The sequence below is a fragment of the Enterobacter sp. RHBSTW-00175 genome (assembly GCF_013927005.1).
Classification (GTDB): domain Bacteria; phylum Pseudomonadota; class Gammaproteobacteria; order Enterobacterales; family Enterobacteriaceae; genus Enterobacter.
In genome coordinates this window covers 2,479,525-2,503,452 of sequence record NZ_CP055930.1, presented here as the reverse complement: position 1 = coordinate 2,503,452, position 23,928 = coordinate 2,479,525, and the positions used below count along the sequence as shown (strand labels likewise).

At 57.7% G+C, this 23,928-nt stretch carries 25 protein-coding genes; 22 read left to right on the top strand and 3 right to left on the bottom strand.

Annotated elements, in window-relative coordinates; genetic code table 11:
• Positions 1 to 145: 145 nt before the first annotated feature.
• From phnC to phnP, 14 genes are all read left to right on the top strand, one after another.
• Entirely contained in the window at positions 146 to 934 is a 789-nt protein-coding gene (gene phnC / locus HV107_RS11855) for a phosphonate ABC transporter ATP-binding protein (protein WP_014068573.1), read from the top strand.
• Between the two features lie 24 nt (positions 935 to 958).
• A complete protein-coding gene (phnD, locus tag HV107_RS11850) occupies positions 959 to 1,975 on the top strand; it encodes a phosphonate ABC transporter substrate-binding protein (protein ID WP_182063337.1) in 1,017 nt (338 codons plus the stop codon).
• Between the two features lie 51 nt (positions 1,976 to 2,026).
• Positions 2,027 to 2,806 (top strand): phosphonate ABC transporter, permease protein PhnE, encoded by a 780-nt coding sequence (phnE, locus tag HV107_RS11845; protein ID WP_182063336.1) that lies wholly within the window; start codon positions 2,027 to 2,029, stop codon positions 2,804 to 2,806.
• A 20-nt stretch (positions 2,807 to 2,826) separates the two neighbouring features.
• Complete coding sequence (gene phnF, locus HV107_RS11840; RefSeq protein ID WP_182063335.1) at positions 2,827 to 3,552, top strand: phosphonate metabolism transcriptional regulator PhnF; 726 nt, start codon at positions 2,827 to 2,829, stop codon at positions 3,550 to 3,552.
• Positions 3,553 to 4,005, top strand: coding sequence for a phosphonate C-P lyase system protein PhnG (gene phnG, locus HV107_RS11835; protein WP_182063334.1), 453 nt, complete (start codon positions 3,553 to 3,555; stop codon positions 4,003 to 4,005).
• Positions 4,002 to 4,586, top strand: a complete 585-nt coding sequence (gene phnH, locus HV107_RS11830; protein ID WP_182063333.1) for a phosphonate C-P lyase system protein PhnH — start codon at positions 4,002 to 4,004, stop codon at positions 4,584 to 4,586. The genes phnG and phnH overlap by 4 nt, the downstream gene beginning before the upstream one ends.
• Positions 4,586 to 5,650 (top strand): carbon-phosphorus lyase complex subunit PhnI, encoded by a 1,065-nt coding sequence (locus tag HV107_RS11825; protein WP_182063332.1) that lies wholly within the window; start codon positions 4,586 to 4,588, stop codon positions 5,648 to 5,650. The genes phnH and HV107_RS11825 overlap by 1 nt, the downstream gene beginning before the upstream one ends.
• A complete protein-coding gene (phnJ, locus tag HV107_RS11820) occupies positions 5,643 to 6,488 on the top strand; it encodes an alpha-D-ribose 1-methylphosphonate 5-phosphate C-P-lyase PhnJ (RefSeq protein WP_182063331.1) in 846 nt (281 codons plus the stop codon). Before HV107_RS11825 ends, phnJ begins: the two co-directional genes overlap by 8 nt.
• Complete coding sequence (phnK, locus tag HV107_RS11815) at positions 6,485 to 7,240, top strand: phosphonate C-P lyase system protein PhnK (protein WP_182063330.1); 756 nt, start codon at positions 6,485 to 6,487, stop codon at positions 7,238 to 7,240. Before phnJ ends, phnK begins: the two co-directional genes overlap by 4 nt.
• Positions 7,241 to 7,347: 107 nt before the next feature.
• The gene (phnL, locus tag HV107_RS11810) at positions 7,348 to 8,028 is read left to right on the top strand and encodes a phosphonate C-P lyase system protein PhnL (protein ID WP_182063515.1); all 681 of its coding nucleotides are present in this window, start codon (positions 7,348 to 7,350) and stop codon (positions 8,026 to 8,028) included.
• Entirely contained in the window at positions 8,025 to 9,161 is a 1,137-nt protein-coding gene (phnM, locus tag HV107_RS11805; RefSeq protein ID WP_182063329.1) for an alpha-D-ribose 1-methylphosphonate 5-triphosphate diphosphatase, read from the top strand. Before phnL ends, phnM begins: the two co-directional genes overlap by 4 nt.
• Entirely contained in the window at positions 9,158 to 9,709 is a 552-nt protein-coding gene (gene phnN / locus HV107_RS11800) for a ribose 1,5-bisphosphokinase (RefSeq protein WP_182063514.1), read from the top strand. Before phnM ends, phnN begins: the two co-directional genes overlap by 4 nt.
• Positions 9,702 to 10,136 (top strand): aminoalkylphosphonate N-acetyltransferase, encoded by a 435-nt coding sequence (gene phnO / locus HV107_RS11795; RefSeq protein ID WP_182063328.1) that lies wholly within the window; start codon positions 9,702 to 9,704, stop codon positions 10,134 to 10,136. The genes phnN and phnO overlap by 8 nt, the downstream gene beginning before the upstream one ends.
• Before the next feature lie 9 nt (positions 10,137 to 10,145).
• Positions 10,146 to 10,904, top strand: coding sequence for a phosphonate metabolism protein PhnP (gene phnP, locus HV107_RS11790; protein ID WP_182063327.1), 759 nt, complete (start codon positions 10,146 to 10,148; stop codon positions 10,902 to 10,904).
• A gap of 52 nt (positions 10,905 to 10,956) precedes the next feature.
• On the opposite strand, the gene yjdP is transcribed toward phnP, so the two are convergent.
• Both yjdP and HV107_RS11780 read right to left on the bottom strand, forming a co-directional pair.
• Entirely contained in the window at positions 10,957 to 11,289 is a 333-nt protein-coding gene (gene yjdP, locus HV107_RS11785; RefSeq protein WP_182063326.1) for a DDRRRQL repeat protein YjdP, read from the bottom strand.
• Between the two features lie 83 nt (positions 11,290 to 11,372).
• Positions 11,373 to 13,652, bottom strand: coding sequence for an ATP-binding protein (locus HV107_RS11780; protein WP_182063325.1), 2,280 nt, complete (start codon positions 13,650 to 13,652; stop codon positions 11,373 to 11,375).
• 181 nt (positions 13,653 to 13,833) lie between these two features.
• On the opposite strand from HV107_RS11780, the gene HV107_RS11775 reads away from it, so the two are divergent.
• The 6 genes from HV107_RS11775 (at position 13,834) to HV107_RS11750 (ending at position 19,952) form a co-directional block, all read left to right on the top strand.
• Positions 13,834 to 15,348 (top strand): sugar ABC transporter ATP-binding protein, encoded by a 1,515-nt coding sequence (locus tag HV107_RS11775; protein WP_182063324.1) that lies wholly within the window; start codon positions 13,834 to 13,836, stop codon positions 15,346 to 15,348.
• Between the two features lie 2 nt (positions 15,349 to 15,350).
• Complete coding sequence (locus HV107_RS11770) at positions 15,351 to 16,346, top strand: ABC transporter permease subunit (RefSeq protein ID WP_182063323.1); 996 nt, start codon at positions 15,351 to 15,353, stop codon at positions 16,344 to 16,346.
• 30 nt (positions 16,347 to 16,376) lie between these two features.
• Positions 16,377 to 17,318 (top strand): ABC transporter substrate-binding protein, encoded by a 942-nt coding sequence (locus HV107_RS11765; protein WP_166718280.1) that lies wholly within the window; start codon positions 16,377 to 16,379, stop codon positions 17,316 to 17,318.
• Between the two features lie 72 nt (positions 17,319 to 17,390).
• Entirely contained in the window at positions 17,391 to 18,077 is a 687-nt protein-coding gene (locus HV107_RS11760) for a D-lyxose/D-mannose family sugar isomerase (RefSeq protein ID WP_182063322.1), read from the top strand.
• 10 nt (positions 18,078 to 18,087) lie between these two features.
• A complete protein-coding gene (locus HV107_RS11755; RefSeq protein WP_182063513.1) occupies positions 18,088 to 18,948 on the top strand; it encodes a ketose 1,6-bisphosphate aldolase in 861 nt (286 codons plus the stop codon).
• Positions 18,945 to 19,952 carry a carbohydrate kinase family protein gene (locus HV107_RS11750; RefSeq protein WP_182063512.1) on the top strand — a complete coding sequence of 336 codons (1,008 nt, stop codon included), beginning with the start codon at positions 18,945 to 18,947 and terminating at the stop codon, positions 19,950 to 19,952. Before HV107_RS11755 ends, HV107_RS11750 begins: the two co-directional genes overlap by 4 nt.
• Here the strand turns inward: HV107_RS11750 and HV107_RS11745 are convergent.
• Complete coding sequence (locus HV107_RS11745; protein WP_182063321.1) at positions 19,949 to 20,680, bottom strand: response regulator; 732 nt, start codon at positions 20,678 to 20,680, stop codon at positions 19,949 to 19,951. The two genes, HV107_RS11750 and HV107_RS11745, sit on opposite strands and share 4 nt — an antisense overlap.
• 257 nt (positions 20,681 to 20,937) lie before the next feature.
• On the opposite strand from HV107_RS11745, the gene fdhF reads away from it, so the two are divergent.
• Entirely contained in the window at positions 20,938 to 23,070 is a 2,133-nt protein-coding gene (gene fdhF, locus HV107_RS11740) for a formate dehydrogenase subunit alpha (RefSeq protein ID WP_182063320.1), read from the top strand.
• A gap of 28 nt (positions 23,071 to 23,098) precedes the next feature.
• A protein-coding gene (locus tag HV107_RS11735) for an IS1-like element IS1B family transposase (protein WP_095033700.1) occupies positions 23,099 to 23,796 on the top strand; the annotation gives its coding sequence in 2 pieces (ribosomal slippage) (positions 23,099 to 23,348 and positions 23,348 to 23,796; 699 coding nt in all).
• Positions 23,797 to 23,928: the final 132 nt, after the last annotated feature.

The following is a 23,928-nucleotide window of genomic DNA, read 5'->3' as shown; positions in this document are numbered from 1 at the left end:
ACAGTGCAACCGGGCGCTGTTGGCGGGCTTGCCGTGATTGTCATCGTTTTCCCCTCAACTCTTCAAATTCCCGCAACCAGGACTTAACCCAAATGTCACATTGATGCGCCAGCATGAGGCCACATTTATTCTGAGGCCTGTGCACATGCAAACTGTCATCCGCGTCGAGAAACTGAGCAAGACCTTTCATCACAATAAGGCTCTTCATGCCGTTGATCTGACCGTCCAGCAGGGCGAAATGGTGGCACTGCTGGGCCCCTCCGGTTCAGGTAAATCCACCCTTCTGCGTCATTTGAGCGGGCTTATCACCTGCGATAAAACGCCCGAAAGCCACGTTGAGCTATTGGGTAACACCGTGCAACGCGCGGGCCGTCTGGCGCGTGATATCCGCAAAAGCCGCGCGCAAACAGGCTACATCTTCCAGCAGTTCAACCTGGTGAATCGCCTGACGGTGCTGGAGAACGTTCTGATTGGCGCACTCGGCAGCACCCCGTTCTGGCGTACCTGCCTGCGTTGGTTCTCTCCTTCACAGAAACAACAAGCGTTGCAGGCGCTGACCCGCGTCGGCATGGCCCATTTTGCTCACCAGCGCGTGTCCACCCTGTCCGGTGGCCAGCAGCAGCGCGTGGCGATTGCCCGTGCGCTGATGCAAAAAGCCAAAGTGATCCTGGCCGATGAGCCGATTGCCTCGCTCGACCCGGAATCTGCCCGCATCGTGATGGAAACCCTGCGCGACATTAACCAGAACGACGGCATCACCGTGGTGGTGACGCTGCATCAGGTGGATTACGCCCTGCGCTACTGCGAACGCATTGTCGCGCTGCGTCAGGGGCATGTGTTCTTTGATGGCGCAAGCCATCAGTTTGATAACGACCGTTTTGACCATCTCTACCGCAGCATTAATCGCGTCGATGAGAACGCGCAGGCTGCATAACTCAACCCGATCCGAGGAAAGTACATGAGCTACAAAGCCGTTGCCGCGCTGGCCTTCACCAGCATGTTCAGCATCAGCACCCTGTTAAGCCCTGCGTACGCGGAAGAGCAGGAAAAAGCACTGAACTTCGGCATTATTTCGACGGAATCACAGCAGAATCTCAAACCTCAGTGGGAACCGTTCCTGAAAGATATGGAAACCAAACTGGGGATCAAAGTGAACGCCTTCTTCGCTCCGGATTACGCGGGCATCATCCAGGGAATGCGCTTTAACAAAGTGGACATCGCCTGGTACGGCAACCTCTCTGCGATGGAAGCGGTCGATCGCGCGAACGGCCAGGTCTTTGCCCAGACCGTTGCGGCAGATGGCTCCCCGGGTTACTGGAGCGTGTTGATCGTCAATAAAGACAGCCCGATCAATAACCTCAACGACATGCTCGCCAAACGCAAAGATCTGACCTTTGGTAACGGCGACCCGAACTCTACCTCTGGCTTCCTGGTCCCGGGCTACTACGTCTTCGCCAAGAACAATGCGTCTGCCAGTGACTTTAAGCGCACCGTCAACGCCAGCCACGAAACCAACGCGCTGGCCGTGGCGAACAAGCAGGTAGATGTTGCCACCAACAACACCGAAAACCTCGACAAGTTGAAGACCTCCGCGCCGGACAAGCTGAAAGAGCTGAAGGTTATCTGGAAGTCCCCGTTGATCCCGGGTGACCCAATCGTGTGGCGCAAAAACCTCTCCGAAAGCACCAAGGACAAGGTGTACGACTTCTTCATGAACTACGGCAAAACGCCGGAAGAGAAAACCGTGCTGGAACGTCTGGGCTGGGCGCCGTTCCGTGCCTCAAGCGACCTGCAACTGGTGCCGATTCGCCAGTTGGCGCTGTTTAAGCAGATGCAGGGCGTGAAGGACAACAAAGGTCTGAAGGATGAAGAGAAGACCAGCAAAGTCTCTGAGCTTCAGGCGCAGCTTGAAGACCTTGACCGCCTGACTGCGGCGCTGAGCGCAATGACCAGCGTGAATAAAGTGGTTCAGTAACTCAAGTCCCCTCTCCCTTGAGGGAGAGGGAGAACAGATAAAGGAGCACACATGCAAACCATCACCGTCCCGCCACCAAAGCGCAGCTGGTTCTCGCTATTTAGCTGGGCCATTCTGCTGGCGGTGCTTGTTATCTCCTGGAAGGGCGCGGAAATGGATCCGCTGCTGCTCTTCAAAGACTCCGGCAACATGGCAACCTTCGCCGCCGACTTCTTCCCGCCGGACTTCAGCCAGTGGCAGGATTACCTCGGCGAGATGGCCACCACCCTGCAAATTGCCGTCTGGGGTACCGCCCTTGCCGTCATTCTCTCCATTCCGTTTGGCCTGATGAGCGCCGAAAACATCGTGCCGTGGTGGGTATACCAGCCGATGCGTCGCCTGATGGACGCCTGCCGCGCCATCAACGAAATGGTCTTCGCGATGCTTTTCGTGGTCGCCGTGGGACTTGGCCCGTTTGCCGGGGTAATGGCGCTGTTCATTCACACCACCGGCGTGCTCTCCAAGCTGCTTTCGGAAGCGGTTGAAGCCATTGAGCCCGGCCCGGTTGAAGGCATCCGCGCGACCGGTGCCAATAAAATCGAAGAAATTCTGTACGGCGTGCTGCCGCAGGTGATGCCGCTGCTCATCTCCTACTCCCTGTACCGCTTCGAGTCCAACGTCCGTTCCGCCACCGTGGTCGGCATGGTGGGTGCAGGCGGCATTGGTGTGACGCTATGGGAAGCCATTCGCGGTTTCCAGTTCCAGCAAACCTGCGCCCTGATGGTGCTTATCATCATCACCGTCAGCCTGCTGGATTTCCTCTCTCAACGTTTGCGTAAGCACTTCATCTGAGAAGCGAGGCTTTGATTTATATGCACTTATCCAGACATCCGACCAGTTACCCTACCCGCTGGCAAGAGATCGCGGCAAAGCTTGAAGTGGAACTGCGCACGCACTACCGCTGCGGAGACTACCTGCCTGCCGAACAACAGCTTGCCGACCGTTATGAAGTGAATCGTCATACCTTGCGCCGCGCCATCGATCAGCTGGTCGAGCGCGGATGGGTACAGCGTCGTCAGGGCGTGGGCGTGCTAGTGCGGAAGCGCCCGTTCGACTACCCGCTCAACGCGCAGGCCCGCTTTAGCCAGAATCTGCTCGATCAGGGTAGCCACCCCACCAGCGAAAAGCTGCTGTCGGTACTGCGTCCGGCCTCCAGCCACGTAGCTGACGCACTGGGCATTCAGGAGGGCGATAACGTGGTGCACCTGCGCACGCTGCGCCGGGTCAACGGCGTGGCGGTCTGCCAGATAGACCACTACTTCGCAGACCTGGGCCTCTGGCCGGTACTGCAAAACTTTTCCAGCGGGTCGCTGCACGACTTCATGCGTGATGCCACAGGTATTGCGCTCAAACGCACCCAGACCCGTATCAGCGCCCGCCGCGCGCAGGCCAAAGAGAGCAAAGTGCTGGAGATCCCCAACATGGCTCCGCTGCTCTGCGTGCGCACCCTTAACCACCGTGACGGTGAGATCAACGCAACGGAATACTCCGTCAGCCTGACCCGCGCCGACATGATTGAATTCACAATGGAGCATTGAATGCACTTTGATACCTCCACCCGCCAGCGCTGGATGCGTGTGCTGGCTCATAGCCAGCCTGCCGCGCTGCATGGCCGCATGAATGCGCTCAGCCTGACGCCAGATTACGAAGCCATCCGTACGCCGGAGATTGGCCTGGTGCAGATCCAGGCGCGCATGGGCGGAACCGGCGAGCGCTTCTTTGCCGGAGATGCCACGCTCACCCGCGCCGTCATTCGCCTGAACAGCGGCACGCTTGGCTATAGCTACGTGATAGGGCGCGATAAAGCGCACGCAGAGCGCTGCGCGGTCATCGACGCCCTGTTGCAGGAACAACCTCATTTCCAGTCATTAATGGAAACCCTCATTGCCCCGCTGGAAGCTGACCGCGCCGCACGCCTTGCCGCGCGTCAGGCCGAAGTAAACACCAGCCGGGTCGACTTCTTTACGCTCGTTCGCGGAGACAACGCATGACGCTTCAACCCGCTTTTACCCTGGCCGTCCAGGATGCCCAACACAGTTTTCGTCGCCTGCTGAAAGCCATGAGCGAGCCGGGCGTTATTGTATCGCTGCATCAGCTTTCACAAGGCTGGCTGCCACTAAACCTGGCTACCACCAGCGTGCTGCTGACCCTTGCCGATAACGACACCCCGGTGTGGCTTTCTGGCCGGATGTCGAACGACATCGCCTGCCAGAACCTGCGTTTTCACACCAATGCCCCGCTGGTAGAGCAGCCACATCAGGCGATATTTGCGGTGGCGGATGAGCAGATAAGCCACGAACAGCTCAACGCCCTGAGCGAAGGCAGCGCCGTGGCCCCGGAAACCAGCGCCACGCTGATTTTGCAGGTATCCAGCCTGAGTGGCGGGCGCATGTTACGCCTCACCGGGGCGGGGATCGCCGACGAGCGCATGATCGCGCCACAGCTGCCGGAGTGCATCATCCATGAACTCACCGAGCGCCCGCACCCGTTCCCGCTGGGTATCGACCTGATCCTGACCTGCGGCGAACGCCTGCTGGCGATACCGCGAACCACTCATGTGGAGGTGTGCTGATGTACGTCGCCGTTAAAGGGGGCGAAAAGGCGATTGCCGCCGCCCATTCGTTGCAGGAGCACAGACGACGGGGTGATGAGCAGCTTCCCGAGCTGAGCGTTGCCCAGATAGAACAACAGCTGAATCTGGCCGTCGACCGGGTGATGACCGAAGGCGGCATTGCCGATCGCGAGCTGGCCGCGCTGGCACTCAAGCAGGCCAGCGGTGATAACATCGAAGCCATTTTCCTGCTGCGCGCCTACCGCACCACCCTTGCCAGACTGGCGGTAAGCGAGCCGATTAATTCAGCTGAGATGCGCTTAGAGCGCCGAATATCGGCGGTGTACAAAGATATCCCCGGCGGCCAGCTGCTTGGCCCGACCTACGATTACACCCACCGTCTGCTGGATTTCACGCTGCTGGCAAACGGTGAAACGCCCTCCCTGAGTACGGCCGGGCCGCAGCAAGATACCTCCCCGCACGTGTTTAGCCTGTTGGCGCATCAGGGGCTGGCAAAAGCCGAAGAAGATACCGGAAGCACGCCGGACGACATCACCCGCACGCCCCCGGTTTACCCTTGCTCACGCTCATCGCGCCTGCAACAGCTGATGCGCGGCGACGAAGGTTATCTGCTGGCGCTCGCCTACTCTACGCAGCGCGGTTACGGGCGTAACCACCCATTCGCCGCAGAAATTCGCAGTGGCTATATCGATGTAGAAATTGTGCCAGAAGAGCTGGGTTTTGCGGTTAACGTCGGCGAACTGCTGATGACCGAGTGTGAAATGGTCAACGGTTTTGTGGCGCCGGAAGACGAAGATCCGCACTTCACGCGCGGTTACGGCCTGGCGTATGGCATGAGCGAACGCAAGGCAATGGCCATGGCGCTGGTCGACCGCGCGTTGCAGGCACCCGACTACGGTGAACATATCTCCGGCCCGGCACAGGACGAGGAATTTGTGCTGGCTCATGCCGATAACGTGGAAGCAGCAGGCTTTGTCTCGCACCTCAAGCTGCCGCACTACGTTGATTTCCAGGCCGAACTGGAACTGCTGAAACGCCTGCAACGGGAGCGATCACATGGCTAACTTAAACGGCTACAACTTCGCTTATCTGGATGAGCAAACCAAACGCATGATCCGCCGCGCCATTTTAAAAGCCGTGGCGATCCCGGGGTATCAGGTGCCGTTCGGCGGCCGGGAAATGCCGATGCCCTATGGCTGGGGCACTGGCGGTATTCAGCTCACGGCCAGCGTGATCGGTGAAGCCGACGTGCTGAAAGTCATCGACCAGGGCGCGGACGACACCACCAACGCCGTGTCGATTCGCAACTTCTTTAAGCGCGTAACGGGCGTAAACACCACCGAGCGCACGGAAGACGCAACGCTTATCCAGACCCGCCACCGCATTCCCGAAACACCGCTCACTGAAGATCAGATCCTGATTTTCCAGGTCCCTATCCCGGAGCCGCTGCGCTTTATCGAGCCGCGCGAAACGGAAACCCGCACCATGCACGCTCTGGAAGAGTACGGCATCATGCAGGTGAAACTGTATGAAGATATCGCCCGCTTCGGCCATATTGCCACCACCTACGCCTACCCGGTGAAGGTCAACGGGCGCTACGTGATGGACCCGTCGCCCATCCCAAAATTCGATAACCCGAAAATGGACATGATGCCTGCGCTCCAGCTATTCGGCGCAGGGCGCGAGAAGCGTATTTACGCTGTGCCACCTTACACCCGTGTGGAAAGCCTCGATTTCGACGATCACCCATTTACGGTGCAGGAGTGGGATGAGCCATGTGCCATCTGCGGCTCGAAACACAGCTACCTGGATGAAGTGGTGCTGGATGACACCGGCAAACGGATGTTTGTCTGTTCCGACACCGATTTCTGCCGCCAACAGAGCGAGGCGAAAGGCCAATGAAACCGCTGCTTTCGGTCAACAATCTGACCCACCTTTATGCGCCTGGCAAAGGCTTCAGCGATGTCTCCTTTGAGCTATGGCCGGGGGAAGTGCTCGGGATTGTCGGCGAGTCCGGCTCGGGCAAAACCACTCTGCTGAAGTCCATTTCTGCGCGCCTGACGCCGCAAAATGGCGACATTTTATATGAAGGCCAATCGCTGTACGGGATGAGCGAAGCCGAACGCCGTCGCCTGCTGCGCACCGAATGGGGGGTGGTGCATCAACACCCAATGGACGGCCTGCGCCGCCAGGTATCGGCGGGTGGAAATATCGGCGAGCGGCTGATGGCGACCGGTGCACGCCACTACGGCCATATCCGCGCCACTGCGCAACACTGGCTGGAAGAGGTTGAAATCCCGGCCTCGCGTATCGACGACCTGCCAACGACATTTTCCGGCGGGATGCAGCAACGTCTGCAAATCGCCCGCAACCTGGTCACGCACCCGAAGCTGGTGTTTATGGATGAGCCAACCGGGGGGCTGGACGTTTCTGTACAGGCTCGCCTGCTCGACCTGCTGCGCGGCCTGGTGGTAGAGCTGAACCTTGCCGTGGTGATTGTCACCCACGATCTGGGTGTTGCGCGCCTGCTGGCCGACCGCCTGTTGGTGATGAAGCAGGGCCAGGTGGTGGAAAGTGGTTTAACCGACCGCGTGCTGGACGATCCGCACCATCCGTACACTCAGCTGCTGGTGTCGTCTGTTTTGCAGAACTGATGTTGCTGTTGCCGGGTGGCGCTGCGCTTACCCGGCCTACGAACACCGCACCTGTAGGCCGGGTAAGGCGAAGCCGCCACCCGGCAAGAAAACGCCACGAGGCCAAAATGATCCACGTTGAAAATGTCAGTAAGACTTTTGTGCTCCACCAGCAAAACGGCGTGCGCCTGCCGGTGCTGCAAAATGCCTCGCTTGAGGTCAGCAAGGGCGAATGTGTGGTGCTGCATGGCCATTCTGGCAGCGGTAAATCCACCCTGCTGCGCTCGCTTTATGCCAACTATCTGCCGGACGAAGGCCACATTCACATCCGCCACAATGGCGAGTGGGTGGATCTGGTGCAGGCCCCGGCACGCAAGGTGCTGGAAGTCCGCCGGTCAACGATCGGCTGGGTGAGCCAGTTTCTGCGGGTGATCCCCAGGATCTCCGCGCTGGACGTGGTGATGCAGCCGCTGCTGGATCTGGGCGTGCAGCGTGAAACCTGCGCCGCCAAAGCCGCAGGCCTGCTGACGCGCCTCAACGTGCCGGAACGCCTGTGGCATCTCGCCCCTTCCACGTTTTCTGGTGGTGAACAGCAGCGCGTGAACATTGCGCGTGGGTTTATCGTCGATTACCCGATTTTACTGCTCGATGAACCTACCGCCTCGCTGGACAGCAAAAACTGTACAGCCGTGGTTGAGCTGATCGAACAGGCCAAAGCACGCGGCGCGGCGATCGTGGGGATCTTCCACGATGAAACCGTGCGTTCGCGCGTGGCTGACAGATTGCACCCGATGGGGACCCACGCATGATCGTTAATAACGTAAAGCTGGTGCTGGAAAATGAAGTGGTTGGCGGCTCGATTGAGATCCAGGACGGGGTGATCCGCGCGTTTGCCGAAACCCAAAGCCGCGCGCCTGAAGCGATGGACGGCGAAGGCGGCTGGCTGCTGCCGGGGCTTATCGAACTGCATACCGATAATCTGGACAAATTTTTTACCCCACGGCCAAAAGTCGACTGGCCCGCCCATTCGGCGATGAGCAGTCACGATGCGCTGATGGTGGCCAGCGGGATCACGACCGTACTGGACGCGGTGGCAATTGGTGACGTGCGCGACGGCGGCGATCGCCTTGAGAATCTGGAAAAGATGATCAACGCCGTAGAAGAGACGCAAAAACGCGGCCTCAACCGTGCCGAGCATCGTCTGCATCTGCGCTGCGAGCTGCCGCATCACACCACGCTGCCGCTGTTTGAGAAGCTGGTCGGGCGCGAGCCCGTCACCCTGGTGTCGCTGATGGATCACTCGCCGGGGCAGCGCCAGTTTGCCAATATCGAAAAATATCGCGAGTACTACCAGGGAAAATACTCCCTTACTAATGACGAGATGGCGCGCTACGAGGAAGAGCAACTCGCCCTGGCTGCCCGCTGGTCGCAGCCTAACCGCCTCTCCATCGCGGCCATGTGCCGTGACCGTAATATCGCGCTTGCCAGCCACGACGACGCCACGCATGAGCATGTGGTTGAGTCTCATCAGCTTGGCAGTGTGATCGCCGAATTCCCGACCACATTCGATGCCGCAGAGGCCTCGCGCAGGCACGGCATGAACGTGTTGATGGGCGCGCCAAACATCGTGCGCGGCGGCTCCCACTCCGGCAACGTAGCCGCCAGTAAACTGGCTTCGCTCGGGCTGCTGGATATCCTCTCTTCTGATTACTACCCCGCCAGCCTGCTGGATGCGGCGTTCCGGGTGGCGGATGACGAAAGCAACACCTTCACCCTGCCGCAGGCGATCCGTCTGGTGACGAAAAACCCGGCCAACGCGCTGCACCTTCAGGATCGCGGTGTGATTGGTGAAGGTAAACGAGCGGATCTGGTGCTGGCGCATCGTAAGGGCGAGCACATCCATATCGACCATGTATGGCGTCAGGGAAAACGGGTGTTCTGATGGGAAGATTAATCTGGTTAATGGGGCCTTCGGGCTCCGGTAAAGACAGCCTGCTGACGGCGTTACGCCAGCGGGAGCATTCACAACTGCTGGTCGCGCATCGTTACATTACCCGCGCGGCAAACGCCGGAAGTGAGAATCATATCTCGCTGAGCGAGCAGGAGTTTTTTACCCGCGCCGGGAAGAATTTACTGGCGCTGAGCTGGCATGCTAACGGCTTTTACTATGGCGTTGGCGTGGAGATAGATTTGTGGCTTCACGCGGGGTTTGACGTGCTGGTGAACGGTTCACGCGCACATCTGACCCAGGCCCGCGACAGATACGAATCCGCGCTGCTTCCGGTGTGCTTACAGGTATCGCCAGATATTCTGCGAAACCGGCTGCAAAGCCGTGGGCGTGAAAACGCGCGGGAGATAGACCTGCGGCTGGAGCGTGCGGCACGGTATACCCCTTCGCAATGTCATATCCTCAACAACGATGGAAGTTTGTTACAGTCAGTGAATAATTTCCTCTCACTTATCCGCCAAAAGGAAAAACAACATGCCTGACTGCCAGCTTCGCCCTGCCACGCCTGATGATGCTTCCGCCGTTTATAGCCTGATTTGCGAGCTGAAACAAAGCGAGTTCGATCATCAGGCGTTTCACGCCGGGTTTCTCGCCAATCTTCAGGACCGCAATATGCACTATCAGCTGGCAGTGCTCGACGGAACAATTATCGGCATGATTGGGCTGCATATGCAGTTTCATCTGCACCACGCCAGATGGATTGGTGAGATCCAGGAGCTGGTGGTGATGCCACAGGCGCGAAGCCTGGGGATAGGCAGCCAGCTCCTGGCGTGGGCGGAAGATTATGCTCGCCATGCGGGCGCCGAGTTAACCGAGTTGTCCACCAGCGTGAAGCGCACCAGTGCGCACCGCTTTTACGTTCGTGAAGGGTATACCCAGAGCCATTTCCGGTTCACTAAACCGCTGTAGAGGTGCGTTATGAGTCTGACGATCACGCTGACGGGAACAGGTGGGGCACAGCTGGTGCCGGTGTTTGGTTGTGACTGCGCGGCCTGTCGCCGGGCGCGTTTGCAGGATGAACACCGCCGCCGCCCCTGTAGCGCGGTGGTCAAATTCAATGATGCGGTAACGCTGCTGGACGCGGGGATACCGCACCTGATGGACGACTGGCCGGCAGGTAGCTTCCAGCAGTTTTTACTCACCCACTATCATATGGATCACGTCCAGGGCTTGTTCCCGCTGCGCTGGGGTGTGGGAGCCACCATTCCGGTGTACGGCCCGCCGGATGAAGAAGGATGCGACGATCTTTTCAAACATCCGGGGCTGCTCGATTTTAATCACACCGTGGCACCGTTCGTGGTGTTTGAGCTTCAGGGATTACGGGTTACGCCGCTGCCGCTCAATCACTCAAAACTGACCTTCGGCTATCTGCTGGAAAGCGCGCACAGCCGCGTGGCGTGGCTGTCGGATACCGCCGGGTTGCCGGATAAAACGGTGAAGTTTCTGCTCAACAACCAGCCGCAGGTCATCATCATCGACTGTAGCCACGCGCCGCGTGAAGAGACGCCACGTAATCACAGCGATTTAAACGCAGTTATTGCCCTGAACGAGGTCATTGGCTGCCCGCAGGTGATACTGACGCATATCAGCCACCAGTTTGACGTGTGGATGATGGATAACCCACTGCCGGAGGGGATTGAAGCAGGGTATGACGGAATGGTTTTGGTGCTGGATTAGGCTTTCTCCCTCTCCCGTGGGAGAGGGTTAAGGTGAGGGCAACAGACCGCACTTATCCGCGATCGTAATCTTCCTCTAACCGCCGCTCATCATCTTCGAGACGACGTCTGTCATCATCAAGCTGGCGCTGACGTTCATCCAGACGGCGACGTCGGTCCTCGAGCTGCCTGCGACGGTCGTCATACTGACGGCTGTCCGTGGAACGACTGGTGTCATAACGATCGTCGTCATCACTGCTGCGATCGCTGCTACTGCTGCTGGGGTTATAGGCGTCATTAATCGCCTTCTGAATGTTGCCAATGGCATCATCAACGATATCGGCATGTGCCAGTTGGCTGGTCAGGGACAGCAAACCCAATAACAAAGCGGTAGAGTAACGTTTCATAAAGCCAGTCTCGCAGGGGGGCTGGCTTTACTGTATTGAACGGCCGGGACATGAGGTAGCGGAGGAATCTCAAATTTTGTAGCTCATGCCGTCACCTTACGTAACGCCTGCGCCAGCTGTACACGGGTAAAAGGTTTGCGTAATAACGCCACGTCCGGCAACTGTGGGTTATGCGCCGGACGGAGATCCTGACCGCTCATCAGCAACACCGATAGCTGCGGGAACTGGGTTCGCACCTGGTTAATCACCTCTGCGCCACTTAAGCCACCCGGTAACATTAAGTCACTGATAAACAATCCAATATCCGGCGAAGCATTCAGCATTTTCAGCGCCTGCTCGCCGCTTTCGGCTTCAAGCGTCAGGTAACCTAGCTGGTGAAGTTGCTCGCACAGGGTCTGGCGAACATCACTCTCGTCTTCCAGCACCAGCACCAGCCGATCGCTGTCTGCCGTGGTGGTAGCAGCCAGCGTTTCATCCCGGGGAACGGGCGCAAGCGTTGAACGCGGAAGCTGTAGCCGCACCGTGGTTCCCTGCCCTGGCGCACTTTCTATCTCCACGCGCCCCCCGGACTGGCGCACAAATCCGTAAACCATCGACAGCCCCAGTCCGCTGCCGCTACCGGTCTGTTTGGTGGTGAAAAACGGCTCGAAGACCTGGGATTTCACCTCCTGCGACATCCCGCTGCCATGATCAATCACCTCCAGCGCCACCATGTCCTGCCTGCGCCCGTCACTGCGGGTGACACGCTGGTTCCAGGTGCGGACCTTAATCACCCCAGTTTGCCCTTCCATGGCATCACGGGCGTTCATCACCAGGTTGATAATGGCGTTTTCCAGCTGGCTAACGTCAATCCACGCAGGCCAGGCCGGGGACTGCGCTTCGATGTCCAGCGTGATGGTGGCAGGCAGCGAGTGGCACATCAGTTCGCCGAGGTTTTCCAGCAGCGGTTTCATCTCTACCGCGTGTGGATTCAGGGACTGTTTGCGGGAAAATGCCAGCAAACGCTGGGTCAGCAGCGCCCCGCGCTCGGCCGCCTTGCGCGCCCGGTTGATGCGCAGCGCATCCGGCGAGGCGGGGTCGGTTAATTCCAGGCTGCCGATAATCACCGCCAGCAGGTTGTTAAAGTCATGCGCCAGCCCGCCCGTCAGCTGCCCGACAGCCTTCATCTTCTGGCTGTGCAGCAGCGCCTCTTCCAGCCCCTGACGCTCTATGCGGTCTATCTCCATCTGCGAGGTTTTTTGTTTCAGCAGCCGGGTAGTGTGCTCAAGCGACGCAGTGTTGCGGGCAAAAACGCTAAACGCGCGCGCCAGCTCACCCAGCTCATCGCGCCGTTGCAGTGCGGGAACCGAGACATCCTGCTCCCCGTGGGCAAGGCGCGACATCGCTCTGGAAATCGCCGTCAGGTTAGTCCCGAGATTGCGGTAGATATACCAGCAGGCGCAGCCGGTGATAATCAGCGCCAGCAGAGCAAACACGCTGATAAAGACGCTGATGGAGCGCAGCTCCTGATGGCTCTGGGCAGTACGCAGGGTAGAGGCTTGCGCGACCTGCTCAACGTACTGATTGATGTCGCTGTTTAAAATAGCCACCAGCGCCTTGATATGAAACATATACCAGCTGATAGACAAATCGCTCTCTTCCAGCTGGTTAGATAGCGGGGCAAGCTTGCGCAGTTCATTGTCAAAGTCGGGCAGCACCATGTTCACCACCGACTGCGTGGCGCTGCGGGGCAAGGTGGCCGTCACCGCATCCAGCTGTTGAACCGTGGCGCGGGGCGAAGGCGTGTCGATGGCGGCGATGATAAGCCGGTCCATTTCCGTAAGCTGCTGCGCATCCGGCACATTGCTGCCGAAGCGGCGATTAATGTCCTGCAAATGGCGCAGATAACTTTGGCTCTGGTAGAGCGAGCTAAGCAGCGCGTTACGCTCAAGATGTCGGCGCTGCCCACGCTCCAGCATCCCCGTCACGCTCTGCTGTAATTCATTACTCCGGCGAATAATTCGCGCCACCAGCGCTGGCTCCTGCTGGGCCAGTGGCGCATCGGCAAGTTGCTCCAGCGAATGACGCAACGCCATTTGCGTTTGCTTCAGCCTGTCGGCTTCCCCTTTGTATTCCAGCGCCCCCACCACCTGAGAGAGTCGCACCGCCGCCGTGGCCACATTCGCCGTATCGCGCGCAAGGTTCATGCTGCCGGTCATGTCATCCAGCGTTTGCTGCTGCACCTGCTCCTGGATCTGGCTGGCATGACGGAAGCCAAGCACCGCCACCCCGCTGACCATTAACGTCACCGCCACCACCAGCAGATTAAAAATCAGCAGGCGTCCGCGGGCACTGGCGAAGAACGGAGGACGGCGTGATGGCATCTGTTTAGGCTCCTTTGCGGTCTGATGCCCTCACCCTGGCCCTCTCCCACGGGGAGAGGGAAAAGAAAAATGTGACGGCGATTAGCTATTCATAACTATGACAAATATGAACAGCTTCTGACATTTTGCATTTACGAACCTGTGATGAAGTGCGGATATCGACATTTGCAGGAGATCCGCCATGAGCAGAACCCCGGTATTAGAGATGCGCAATATTGCCAAGACGTTTGGCAATTTCCACGCGCTCAAGGGTGTGGATTTGACGGTTTTCCCCGGTGAGATCCACGCGTTAATGGGTGAAAACGGCGCCGGTAAAAGCACACTGATGAAGATCCTCGCCGGGGCTTATACCGCCACCAGCGGCGAGATCCTGATCGACGGCCAGCCGTTCCATATCAAAGGCCCAAAAGATGCGCTGGCCGCAGGCATTACCCTGATTTATCAGGAGATGCAGCTCGCACCCAACCTGACCGTTGCCGAAAACATCTTCCTTGGCAGCGAGCTGTCGCGCGGCGGGTTGGTGCAGCGTAAAGAGATGGCCGCCCAGGCTCAGGCCGTCATTGACCGCCTGGGTGCGCACTTTAAAGCGACTGACCTGGTGATGAGACTCACCATCGCCGAACAGCAGCAGGTGGAGATCGCCCGTGCGCTGCATCGTAAAAGCCGCATTCTGGTGATGGATGAACCCACCGCCGCCCTCTCCTCGCGCGAAACCCATCGTCTGTTTGAGCTGATTTTGCGCCTGCGTGATGAAGGGATGGCGATTATCTATATCAGTCACCGGATGGCGGAAGTGTACGAACTCTCCGACCGCGTCAGCGTTCTGCGCGACGGGCAGTACGTCGGCAGCCTGACGCGCGACAAACTCAACGCCTCTGAGCTGGTCAGGATGATGGTCGGCCGCCCGTTAAGCGATCTGTTCAACAAAGAACGCGACATCCCGCTCGGCAGCCCGCGCCTTAACGTGCACCACCTGACCGACGGCAAAAAAGTGCAGCCCTGTAGCGTGCAGGTCCGTTCCGGCGAAATTGTCGGCCTGGCCGGGTTGGTGGGCGCCGGGCGTTCCGAGCTGGCGCAGCTGATTTTTGGCGTGCGCAAAGCCACAGGCGGGATGATCGAAGTGGACGGCGAACCGGTGGTGATCCACTCCCCGCGCGTCGCCATTGATAACGGCATCGGTTTTCTGACCGAAAACCGCAAGGAGCAAGGGCTGTTCCTGGAGCTGGCAGCGCAAGAGAACATCACCATGGCGACGCTTGAACGCGACGCCACCTTCGGCATGTTGAATCGTAAAAAAGCCCAGTCCATCTCCGATGACGCCATTGCCCTGCTCAATATTCGCGTTCCCCACTCCCAGGTGCGGGCGGGAGGGTTGTCCGGCGGGAATCAGCAAAAGCTGCTGATCTCGCGCTGGGTGGCGATTGGCCCACGCATTCTGATTCTGGATGAGCCAACGCGCGGCGTGGACGTGGGCGCTAAAAGCGAAATCTACCGCATCATGAACCAGATGGCGCGCAAGGGGGTGGCCATTTTGATGATCTCCAGCGAGCTGCCGGAAGTGGTGGGCATGAGTGACCGGGTCTATGTGATGCGCGAAGGCAGCATTGCAGGCGAGCTTCACGGGCACGACATCACCCAGGAAAATATTATGACGCTGGCTACCGGCGTGAACGACTCTCATCATCAGGCGGTGTAATCATGACCAACTCAACCAATCCGCAACAGGTGGCGAAATCCGCCTCCGCCAAAAAAATGCTGATGAGCGATCTGATGCAAACGATCGGTATTTTGCCGATATTAATTCTGATTGTGGCGGTATTTGGCGTTATCGCGCCTAACTTCTTCACCGAAAGTAACCTGCTCAACATTACCCGTCAGGCGTCTATCAACATTGTGCTGGCGGCGGGGATGACTTTCATCATTTTAACCGGCGGGATTGACCTCTCCGTGGGGTCGATTCTGGGCACCACGGCGGTGGCGGCCATGGTGGTGTCGCTTATCCCTGAGTTCGCGATGCTGTCGATTCCGGCGGCGCTGATGCTGGGTATGGTGCTTGGGTTATTCAACGGTGCGCTGGTGGCCTTTGCCGGGCTACCGCCGTTTATCGTCACTCTAGGAACCTACACGGCCCTGCGCGGCGCAGCCTATCTGCTGGCAGACGGTACAACGGTTATCAACTCGAACATCAGCTTTGAGTGGATCGGCAATAACTATCTCGGCCCCGTGCCGTGGCTGGTGGTGATCGCGCTGGCTGTCATCGCGATTTGCTGGTTCATCCTGCGCCGGACCACGCTGGGCGTTCATATCTACGCGGTGGGCGGCAACATGCAGGCGGCACGCTTAACCGGTATCAAGGTGTGGATGGTGCTGCTGTTTGTGTATGGCATGAGCGGGCTGCTTTCGGGCTTAGGCGGGGTGATGAGCGCATCGCGACTCTACAGCGCCAACGGCAACTTAGGCATGGGCTATGAGCTGGACGCGATTGCCGCGGTGATCCTCGGCGGCACCAGTTTTGTCGGCGGGATCGGTACGATCACCGGCACGCTGGTGGGCGCATTGATCATCGCGACGCTTAACAACGGCATGACGCTGATGGGCGTCTCCTATTTCTGGCAACTGGTGATCAAAGGGGCGGTGATCATCATTGCGGTGCTGATCGACAAATACCGTACCCGACACCATCAAAGTGCATAACAACAAAACCCTACGAGTGAGGAATACAGCATGAGATTGAAGCCCTTAGTGACCGCGCTCTGTGCTGGCGCACTGCTTGCCGCAGCTCCATTTGCGCAGGCAAAAGACCTGAAATCCATCGGCGTAACGGTGGGTGACCTGGCTAACCCGTTCTTCGTGCAGATAACCAAAGGTGCCGAGCTGGAAGCGCGCAAACTGGCAGGTGATAACGTGAAAGTGACGCTGGTTTCCAGCGGTTACGATCTGGGTCAGCAGGTGGCGCAGATTGATAACTTTATCGCTGCAAAAGTCGACATGATCATCCTCAATGCGGCGGATTCTAAAGGGATCGGCCCGGCGGTAAAACGCGCGAAAGATGCCGGGATCGTCGTGGTGGCGGTTGACGTGGCGGCGGAAGGGGCAGATGCAACGATCACCTCCGATAACACCCAGGCGGGGGAAATGGCCTGTAAGTACATCACCGATCGCCTCAAAGGCAAAGGCAATGTGGTTATCATCAACGGACCACCGGTTTCTGCGGTACAAAACCGTGTGGAAGGCTGCCAGACCGAGTTTAAGCGCCACCCGGATATCAAAGTGCTGTCAGACAACCAGAACGCCAAAGGCAGCCGTGAAGGCGGGCTGGAGGTAATGACTTCCCTGCTGGCCGCCAATCCGAAGATCGACGGCGTGTTCGCGATTAACGATCCTACGGCGATCGGGGCCGATCTGGCAGCGAAACAGGCGCAACGCAGTGAGTTCTTTATCGTCGGCGTGGACGGCTCGCCAGATGGTGAAGAGGCGCTGAAACGGGAAAATTCCCTGTTTGTGGCGACCCCGGCACAAGATCCGCAGGTGATGGCGGCAAAAGCGGTAGAAATCGGCTATGACATTCTACAGGGCAAACCTGCGCCGAAAGAGCCTGTGCTGATCCCGGTGACGATGATCGATAAAAAGAACGTCGGTACGTATAAGGGATGGACAGTTAAGTAACGGTTGTGCGGCCTGATGCCCTCACCCTAACCCTCTCCCACCGGGAGAGGGAACTGTTTTCAAGGAGTCCTCATGAAACGCTCCGAAATCAACGAAATCCTCGGCCATACGCGGCAGTTCTTTTCCATGCACGATGTTCACCTGCCACCCTTTGCCAGCTTCCCACCAACGCAATGGCAACAGCTCGACCAGGGCGCATGGCGTGAAGTGTTCGACCTCAAGCTCGGCTGGGATGTAACCGCGTTTGGCGGTAACAACTTTGCCGCTCAGGGGTTAACGCTGTTTACGCTGCGCAACGGCTCCCCCAACAGCGTGCCGTATGAAAAATGCTATGCCGAAAAAATCATGCACGTACGCGACGGCCAGGTTACACCCATGCATTTTCACTGGCGTAAACGCGAGGACATCATTAATCGCGGCGGTGGCAATCTGATTATTGAGTTATGGAACGCCGGCGCGCATGAAGAAACGGAAAACACCGACGTTACCGTGACAATCGATGGCTGCCTTCAGACCCACGCACCCGGCAGCCAGCTGCGCCTGGCACCAGGGGAGAGCATCTGCCTGACGCCCGGCCTGTACCACAGTTTCTGGGGCGAGCGCGGCTTTGGTGATGTGCTGGTCGGCGAAGTGTCGTCGGTCAATGACGATGAACACGACAATCACTTTTTACAGCCAGTCGCCCGCTACAACAATATCGAAGAAGACGAACCGGCGGTGCTGGTGCTGTGCAACGAATACAACCTGTTTCGGATTTAAGGAGTGAATGATGCCATTAATTTCTCTTGCCGACGGTCTTGAGCACGCCAGGGAACACCATTACGCGCTGGGTGCGTTTAACGTTCTCGACTCCCACTTCCTGCGCGCGCTGTTTGCCGCAGCAAAACAGGAGCGGTCGCCTTTTATCATCAACATCGCGGAAGTGCATTTTAAATATGTGTCTTTGGATTCGCTTGTTGAAGCGGTCAAATTCGAGGCCGCCAGACACGATATCCCCGTGGTGCTTAACCTCGATCACGGGCTGCATTATGAGGCAGTAGTGCGTGCGCTGCGCTTAGGATTCAGCTCGGTGATGTTCGATGGCTCCACGCTGAGCTACGAAGAAAACATCCGCCAGACCCGGGAAGTGGTGAAGATGTGTCATGCGGTGGGGGTCTCCGTTGAAGCGGAGCTGGGTGCCGTGGGGGGCGATGAAGGCGGAGCTTTGTATGGCCATGCGGATGAAGCCTTCTTTACCGATCCGCACCTGGCGCGCGAATTTGTCGATTTGACCGGCATCGACGCGCTGGCGGTGGCTATTGGCAATGCGCACGGCAAATACAAAGGCGAGCCCAAACTCGATTTTCCCCGTCTGGATGCCATTCGCCAGCAAACCGGTCTGCCGCTGGTACTGCACGGCGGCTCTGGCATTAGCGATGCCGACTTCCGCCGCGCCATCGAACTGGGGATCCACAAAATCAATTTCTATACCGGCATGTCACAGGCAGCACTGGCGTCGGTGGAACACCGGATGTCGCACCGTCAGCCGCTGTACGACGAGTTTGCCGAGCTGCTGCTGGGCATTGAAGAGGCGATAACCGACACGGTGGCCGAACAGATGCGCATCTTCGGCAGCGCGGGGCAGGCATAATGGAACGCAAAGGGATCATCGCCGCAGGTAATATGCTGGTGGATCATGTTCACCAGATAGTGCAATGGCCGGAGCGCGGCTGGCTGGCGGAAATCACCCACAGCGAGCGCTCAACCGGCGGCGCGCCGCTGAACGTTCTACTGACGCTGGCGAAAATGCATGTCGGCCTGCCTTTACAGGCGGTGGGGTTGATTGGCGAAGATGGCGACGGGGATTATATTCTGGCGATGCTCGACCAGTATCATGTCAACCGCCAGCGCGTACAACGCACCACTTTTGCCCCCACCTCGATGTCGCAGGTGATGACCGACCCCAGCGGGCAGCGCACCTTCTTTCACTCGCCAGGGGCAAACCGTCTGTTGGATCTCCCCGCTTTCGACCGGCTTGATGGCACGATGAAAATCTTCCATCTGGGGTATCTGCTGCTGCTCGACAGCCTGGATATGCCGGACGATGAATTTGGCACGCGCAGCGCACGCCTGCTGGCACAGATGCGCGACCAGGGATATGAAACCTCGCTCGACCTCGTCTCCCGTAAGGGCGACCCGCGCTATCAGCCTCTGGTGCTCCCTGCCCTGCGCCATCTCGACTATCTGGTGATTAACGAACTTGAAGCCGGCGAGTTTAGTGGCCTGGAGATGCGCGACAGCAACGATGCCCCGGATATCGCCCACATCGCCGAAGCGGCTGCGCAATTACTGGCGGCTGGCGTCAGGCAGCGCGTGGTGATCCACTGCCCGGAAGGCGCCTGGGGAGAAGTACCGGGTGAAGCGGGTCGCTGGATCCCGTCATGGATGCTGGAACAAGAGGAGATTATTGGCAGCGTGGGTGCAGGCGATGCGTTTTGCGCGGGCTTTTTATACGGCTGCCATGAATCACTGCCGCTGGCTGAGAGTATTTATCTGGCCCACGCCTGCGCGCGGGCAAGCCTGATGGCCGCCAACGCCATTGATGGCGCAAAGACGCTGACAGAGTTGCAGGTGTTTATTAAAGAGAACCGTTAAGCGGCTTTTTCGTTGTGAGAAACATCGGTGGCAAAGACATATCCCAGCCCGCGAATAGTTTTAATCAGCGCAGGCTGGTGCGGGTTGGCCTCGATTTTGCGCCGCAGACGCATAATCAACACATCGATAGTGCGGTCAAACACCTCGGCACTTTCGCTGTGGGTAAGCTCAAGAAGTTGTTCGCGGCTCAGTACCCGGCGGGCGTTTTGCGTCAGCGCCAGCAGCAGACCATACTCACCCTGCGTTAACGACACGGTATTGCGTTGCGGATCGCTCAGCTCACAACGGGTGGTATCCAGCGTCCAGCCATTAAAGGCGATCCCCGGCGCGCGCGGGGCGGCGGCTTCGGTTGCCAACACGCCAGTACGGCGCAGCACGGCTTTAACGCGCGCAACCACCACACGTGGATTAAACGGCTTACCGATGTAATCGTCAGCGCCCATCTCCAGGCCAACCACGACATCGGATTCACTGCCAAGCCCCGTCAGCATGATGACGGGTAGCTCCGGGCGCAATTTCTGTAGCTGCAATAACACCTGCAAGCCGTTGATATCCGGCAACATCATATCCAGCAATACCAGCGCAATGTTGGGTTCAAGCTGCGCCAGGCTCAGGGCGTCCTGGCCGTTATGACAAACCAACACCGTAAAGACGTGCTCGTTAAGCACGTCCTGTAGCAGTTCGCACACTGCGGTATCGTCATCAACCACCAGAATCGCCGGTTTCATCGCATCATCCATCAGAGGTGTAGAGTTAAGTCTGATCCATTCTGCAATCGGCTCCAGCCAAATCTATTTTTTCGTGATGGAATTTCAATCCAGGTCACATCCCCCGCCCCTTCGACACGTCAATTTTGACGATTGCCTGTTTTTCGTCAGCGTTTTGTCCAGAAATAGGCCGTAAAGTCTGGGGATACCCACAATAAAAACATGGCATAGAAGCTGCATAATAGGTGCAAAAGAACTGTTTAACTGGAGCAAAAGCGATGAAAAAAGTCGTCACGGTTTGCCCTTATTGTGCCTCAGGTTGCAAGATCCACCTGGTGGTCGATAACGGTAAAATCGTACGGGCGGAGGCGGCACAGGGGAAAACCAACCAGGGCACGCTGTGCCTGAAAGGCTACTACGGCTGGGATTTTATTAACGATACCCAGATCCTGACCCCGCGCCTTAAAACCCCGATGATCCGCCGCGAACGCGGTGGCAAGCTGGAATCCGTCTCCTGGAGCGAAGCGCTGGATTACGTCGCCACGCGCCTGAGCGCCATCAAAGCCAAGTATGGCCCGGATGCGATTCAGACTACCGGCTCATCACGCGGGACCGGTAATGAAACCAACTATGTAATGCAAAAATTCGCGCGCGCCGTTATTGGTACCAATAACGTCGACTGCTGCGCTCGCGTCTGACACGGCCCATCGGTTGCAGGTCTGCACCAGTCGGTCGGTAACGGCGCAATGAGTAATGCGATTAACGAGATAGATAACACCGATCTGGTGTTTATTTTTGGCTACAACCCGGCGGATTCTCACCCTATCGTCGCGAACCACGTGATTAACGCGAAACGCAACGGGGCGAAAATCATCGTCTGCGATCCGCGCAAAATTGAAACTGCGCGCATTGCGGATATGCACATCGCACTGAAAAACGGCTCGAATATCGCGCTGTTGAATGCGATGGGCCACGTCATTATTGAGGAGAATCTGTACGACAAGGCGTTTGTCGCCAACCGTACGGAAGGCTTTGAAGAGTATCGTAAAATTGTCGAAGGCTATACGCCAGAGTCGGTCGAAGCGATAACCGGCGTCAGCGCGCAGGAGATCCGCCAGGCAGCACGGATGTACGCGGCAGCAAAAACCGCCGCCATTCTGTGGGGAATGGGCGTGACCCAGTTCTATCAGGGCGTGGAAACCGTGCGTTCCCTGACGAGCCTCGCCATGCTGACCGGCAACCTTGGCAAGCCGCATGTCGGCGTGAACCCGGTGCGTGGCCAGAATAACGTGCAGGGTGCGTGTGATATGGGCGCGCTGCCGGATACCTATCCGGGATATCAGTACGTGAAGTTCCCGGAAAACCGCGCCAAGTTTGCGAAGGCCTGGGGTGTGGAAAGCCTGCCTGAACACACTGGCTATCGCATCAGCGAGCTGCCGCACCGTGCGGCGCATGGCGAAGTGCGTGCAGCCTACATCATGGGTGAAGATCCACTCCAGACCGACGCCGAGCTGTCTGCGGTACGTAAAGGGTTTGAGGATCTGGAGCTTGTGATTGTCCAGGATATCTTTATGACCAAAACCGCGGCGGCGGCGGATGTGATTTTACCGTCTACGTCGTGGGGCGAGCATGAAGGTGTCTATACGGCGGCAGACCGTGGCTTCCAGCGCTTCTTTAAAGCGGTAGAGCCGAAGTGGGACCTGAAAACCGACTGGCAGATTATCAGCGAAATCGCCACCCGGATGGGGTATCCGATGCACTACAACAACACCCAGGAAATCTGGGACGAGTTGCGTCATCTGTGCCCGGACTTCTACGGGGCCACCTATGAAAAAATGGGTGAACTGGGGTATATCCAGTGGCCATGCCGCGATGAGTCAGAAGCCGATCAGGGTACGTCGTATCTCTTCCAGGAGAAATTCGATACCCCGAACGGGCTGGCACAGTTCTTCACCTGCGACTGGGTCGCGCCAATCGATAAACTCACTGATGAGTATCCGATGGTGCTCTCCACCGTGCGTGAAGTGGGCCACTACTCCTGTCGTTCGATGACCGGCAACTGTGCTGCTCTGGCCGCCCTGGCGGATGAACCTGGCTATGCGCAGATCAACACCGCCGACGCTGAACGTCTTGGCATTCAGGATGAAGCGCTGGTGTGGGTGAACTCACGCAAAGGCCGCATCATCACCCGCGCGCAGGTCAGCGATCGACCCAACAAAGGGGCGGTCTATATGACCTACCAGTGGTGGATCGGTGCCTGTAACGAACTGGTGACGGAAAACTTAAGTCCGATAACCAAAACGCCGGAGTATAAATACTGCGCCGTACGCGTAGAGCCGATTGTCGATCAACATGCTGCCGAACAGTATGTCATCGACGAATATGGTGATGCTGCCAACTTACTGATTTAGTGTATGATGGTGTTTTTGAGGTGCTCCAGTGGCTTCTGTTTCTATCAGCTGTCCCTCCTGTTCAGCTACTGACGGGGTGGTGCGTAACGGCAAAAGCACCGCCGGACATCAGCGCTATCTCTGCTCTCACTGCCGTAAAACATGGCAACTGCAGTTCACTTACACCGCTTCTCAACCCGGTACGCACCAGAAAATCATTGATATGGCCATGAATGGCGTTGGATGCCGGGCAACCGCCCGCATTATGGGCGTTGGCCTCAACACGATTTTCCGCCATTTAAAAAACTCAGGCCGCAGTCGGTAACCTCGCGCATACAGCCGGGCAGTGACGTCATCGTCTGCGCGGAAATGGACGAACAGTGGGGATACGTCGGGGCTAAATCGCGCCAGCGCTGGCTGTTTTACGCGTATGACAGGCTCCGGAAGACGGTTGTTGCGCACGTATTCGGTGAACGCACTATGGCGACGCTGGGGCGTCTTATGAGCCTGCTGTCACCCTTTGACGTGGTGATATGGATGACGGATGGCTGGCCGCTGTATGAATCCCGCCTGAAGGGAAAGCTGCACGTAATCAGCAAGCGATATACGCAGCGAATTGAGCGGCATAACCTGAATCTGAGGCAGCACCTGGCACGGCTGGGACGGAAGTCGCTGTCGTTCTCAAAATCGGTGGAGCTGCATGACAAAGTCATCGGGCATTATCTGAACATAAAACACTATCAATAAGTTGGAGTCATTACCGACGAATATAACAAGCTGAAAGCCCGTCTGCGTGAAAGTGCTATGGGGTGAAGCCGTTAATTAATCGGTGAATAAAAGGGGTGATCTATTCACCCCTTTTTTATTTCAAATAGAAAT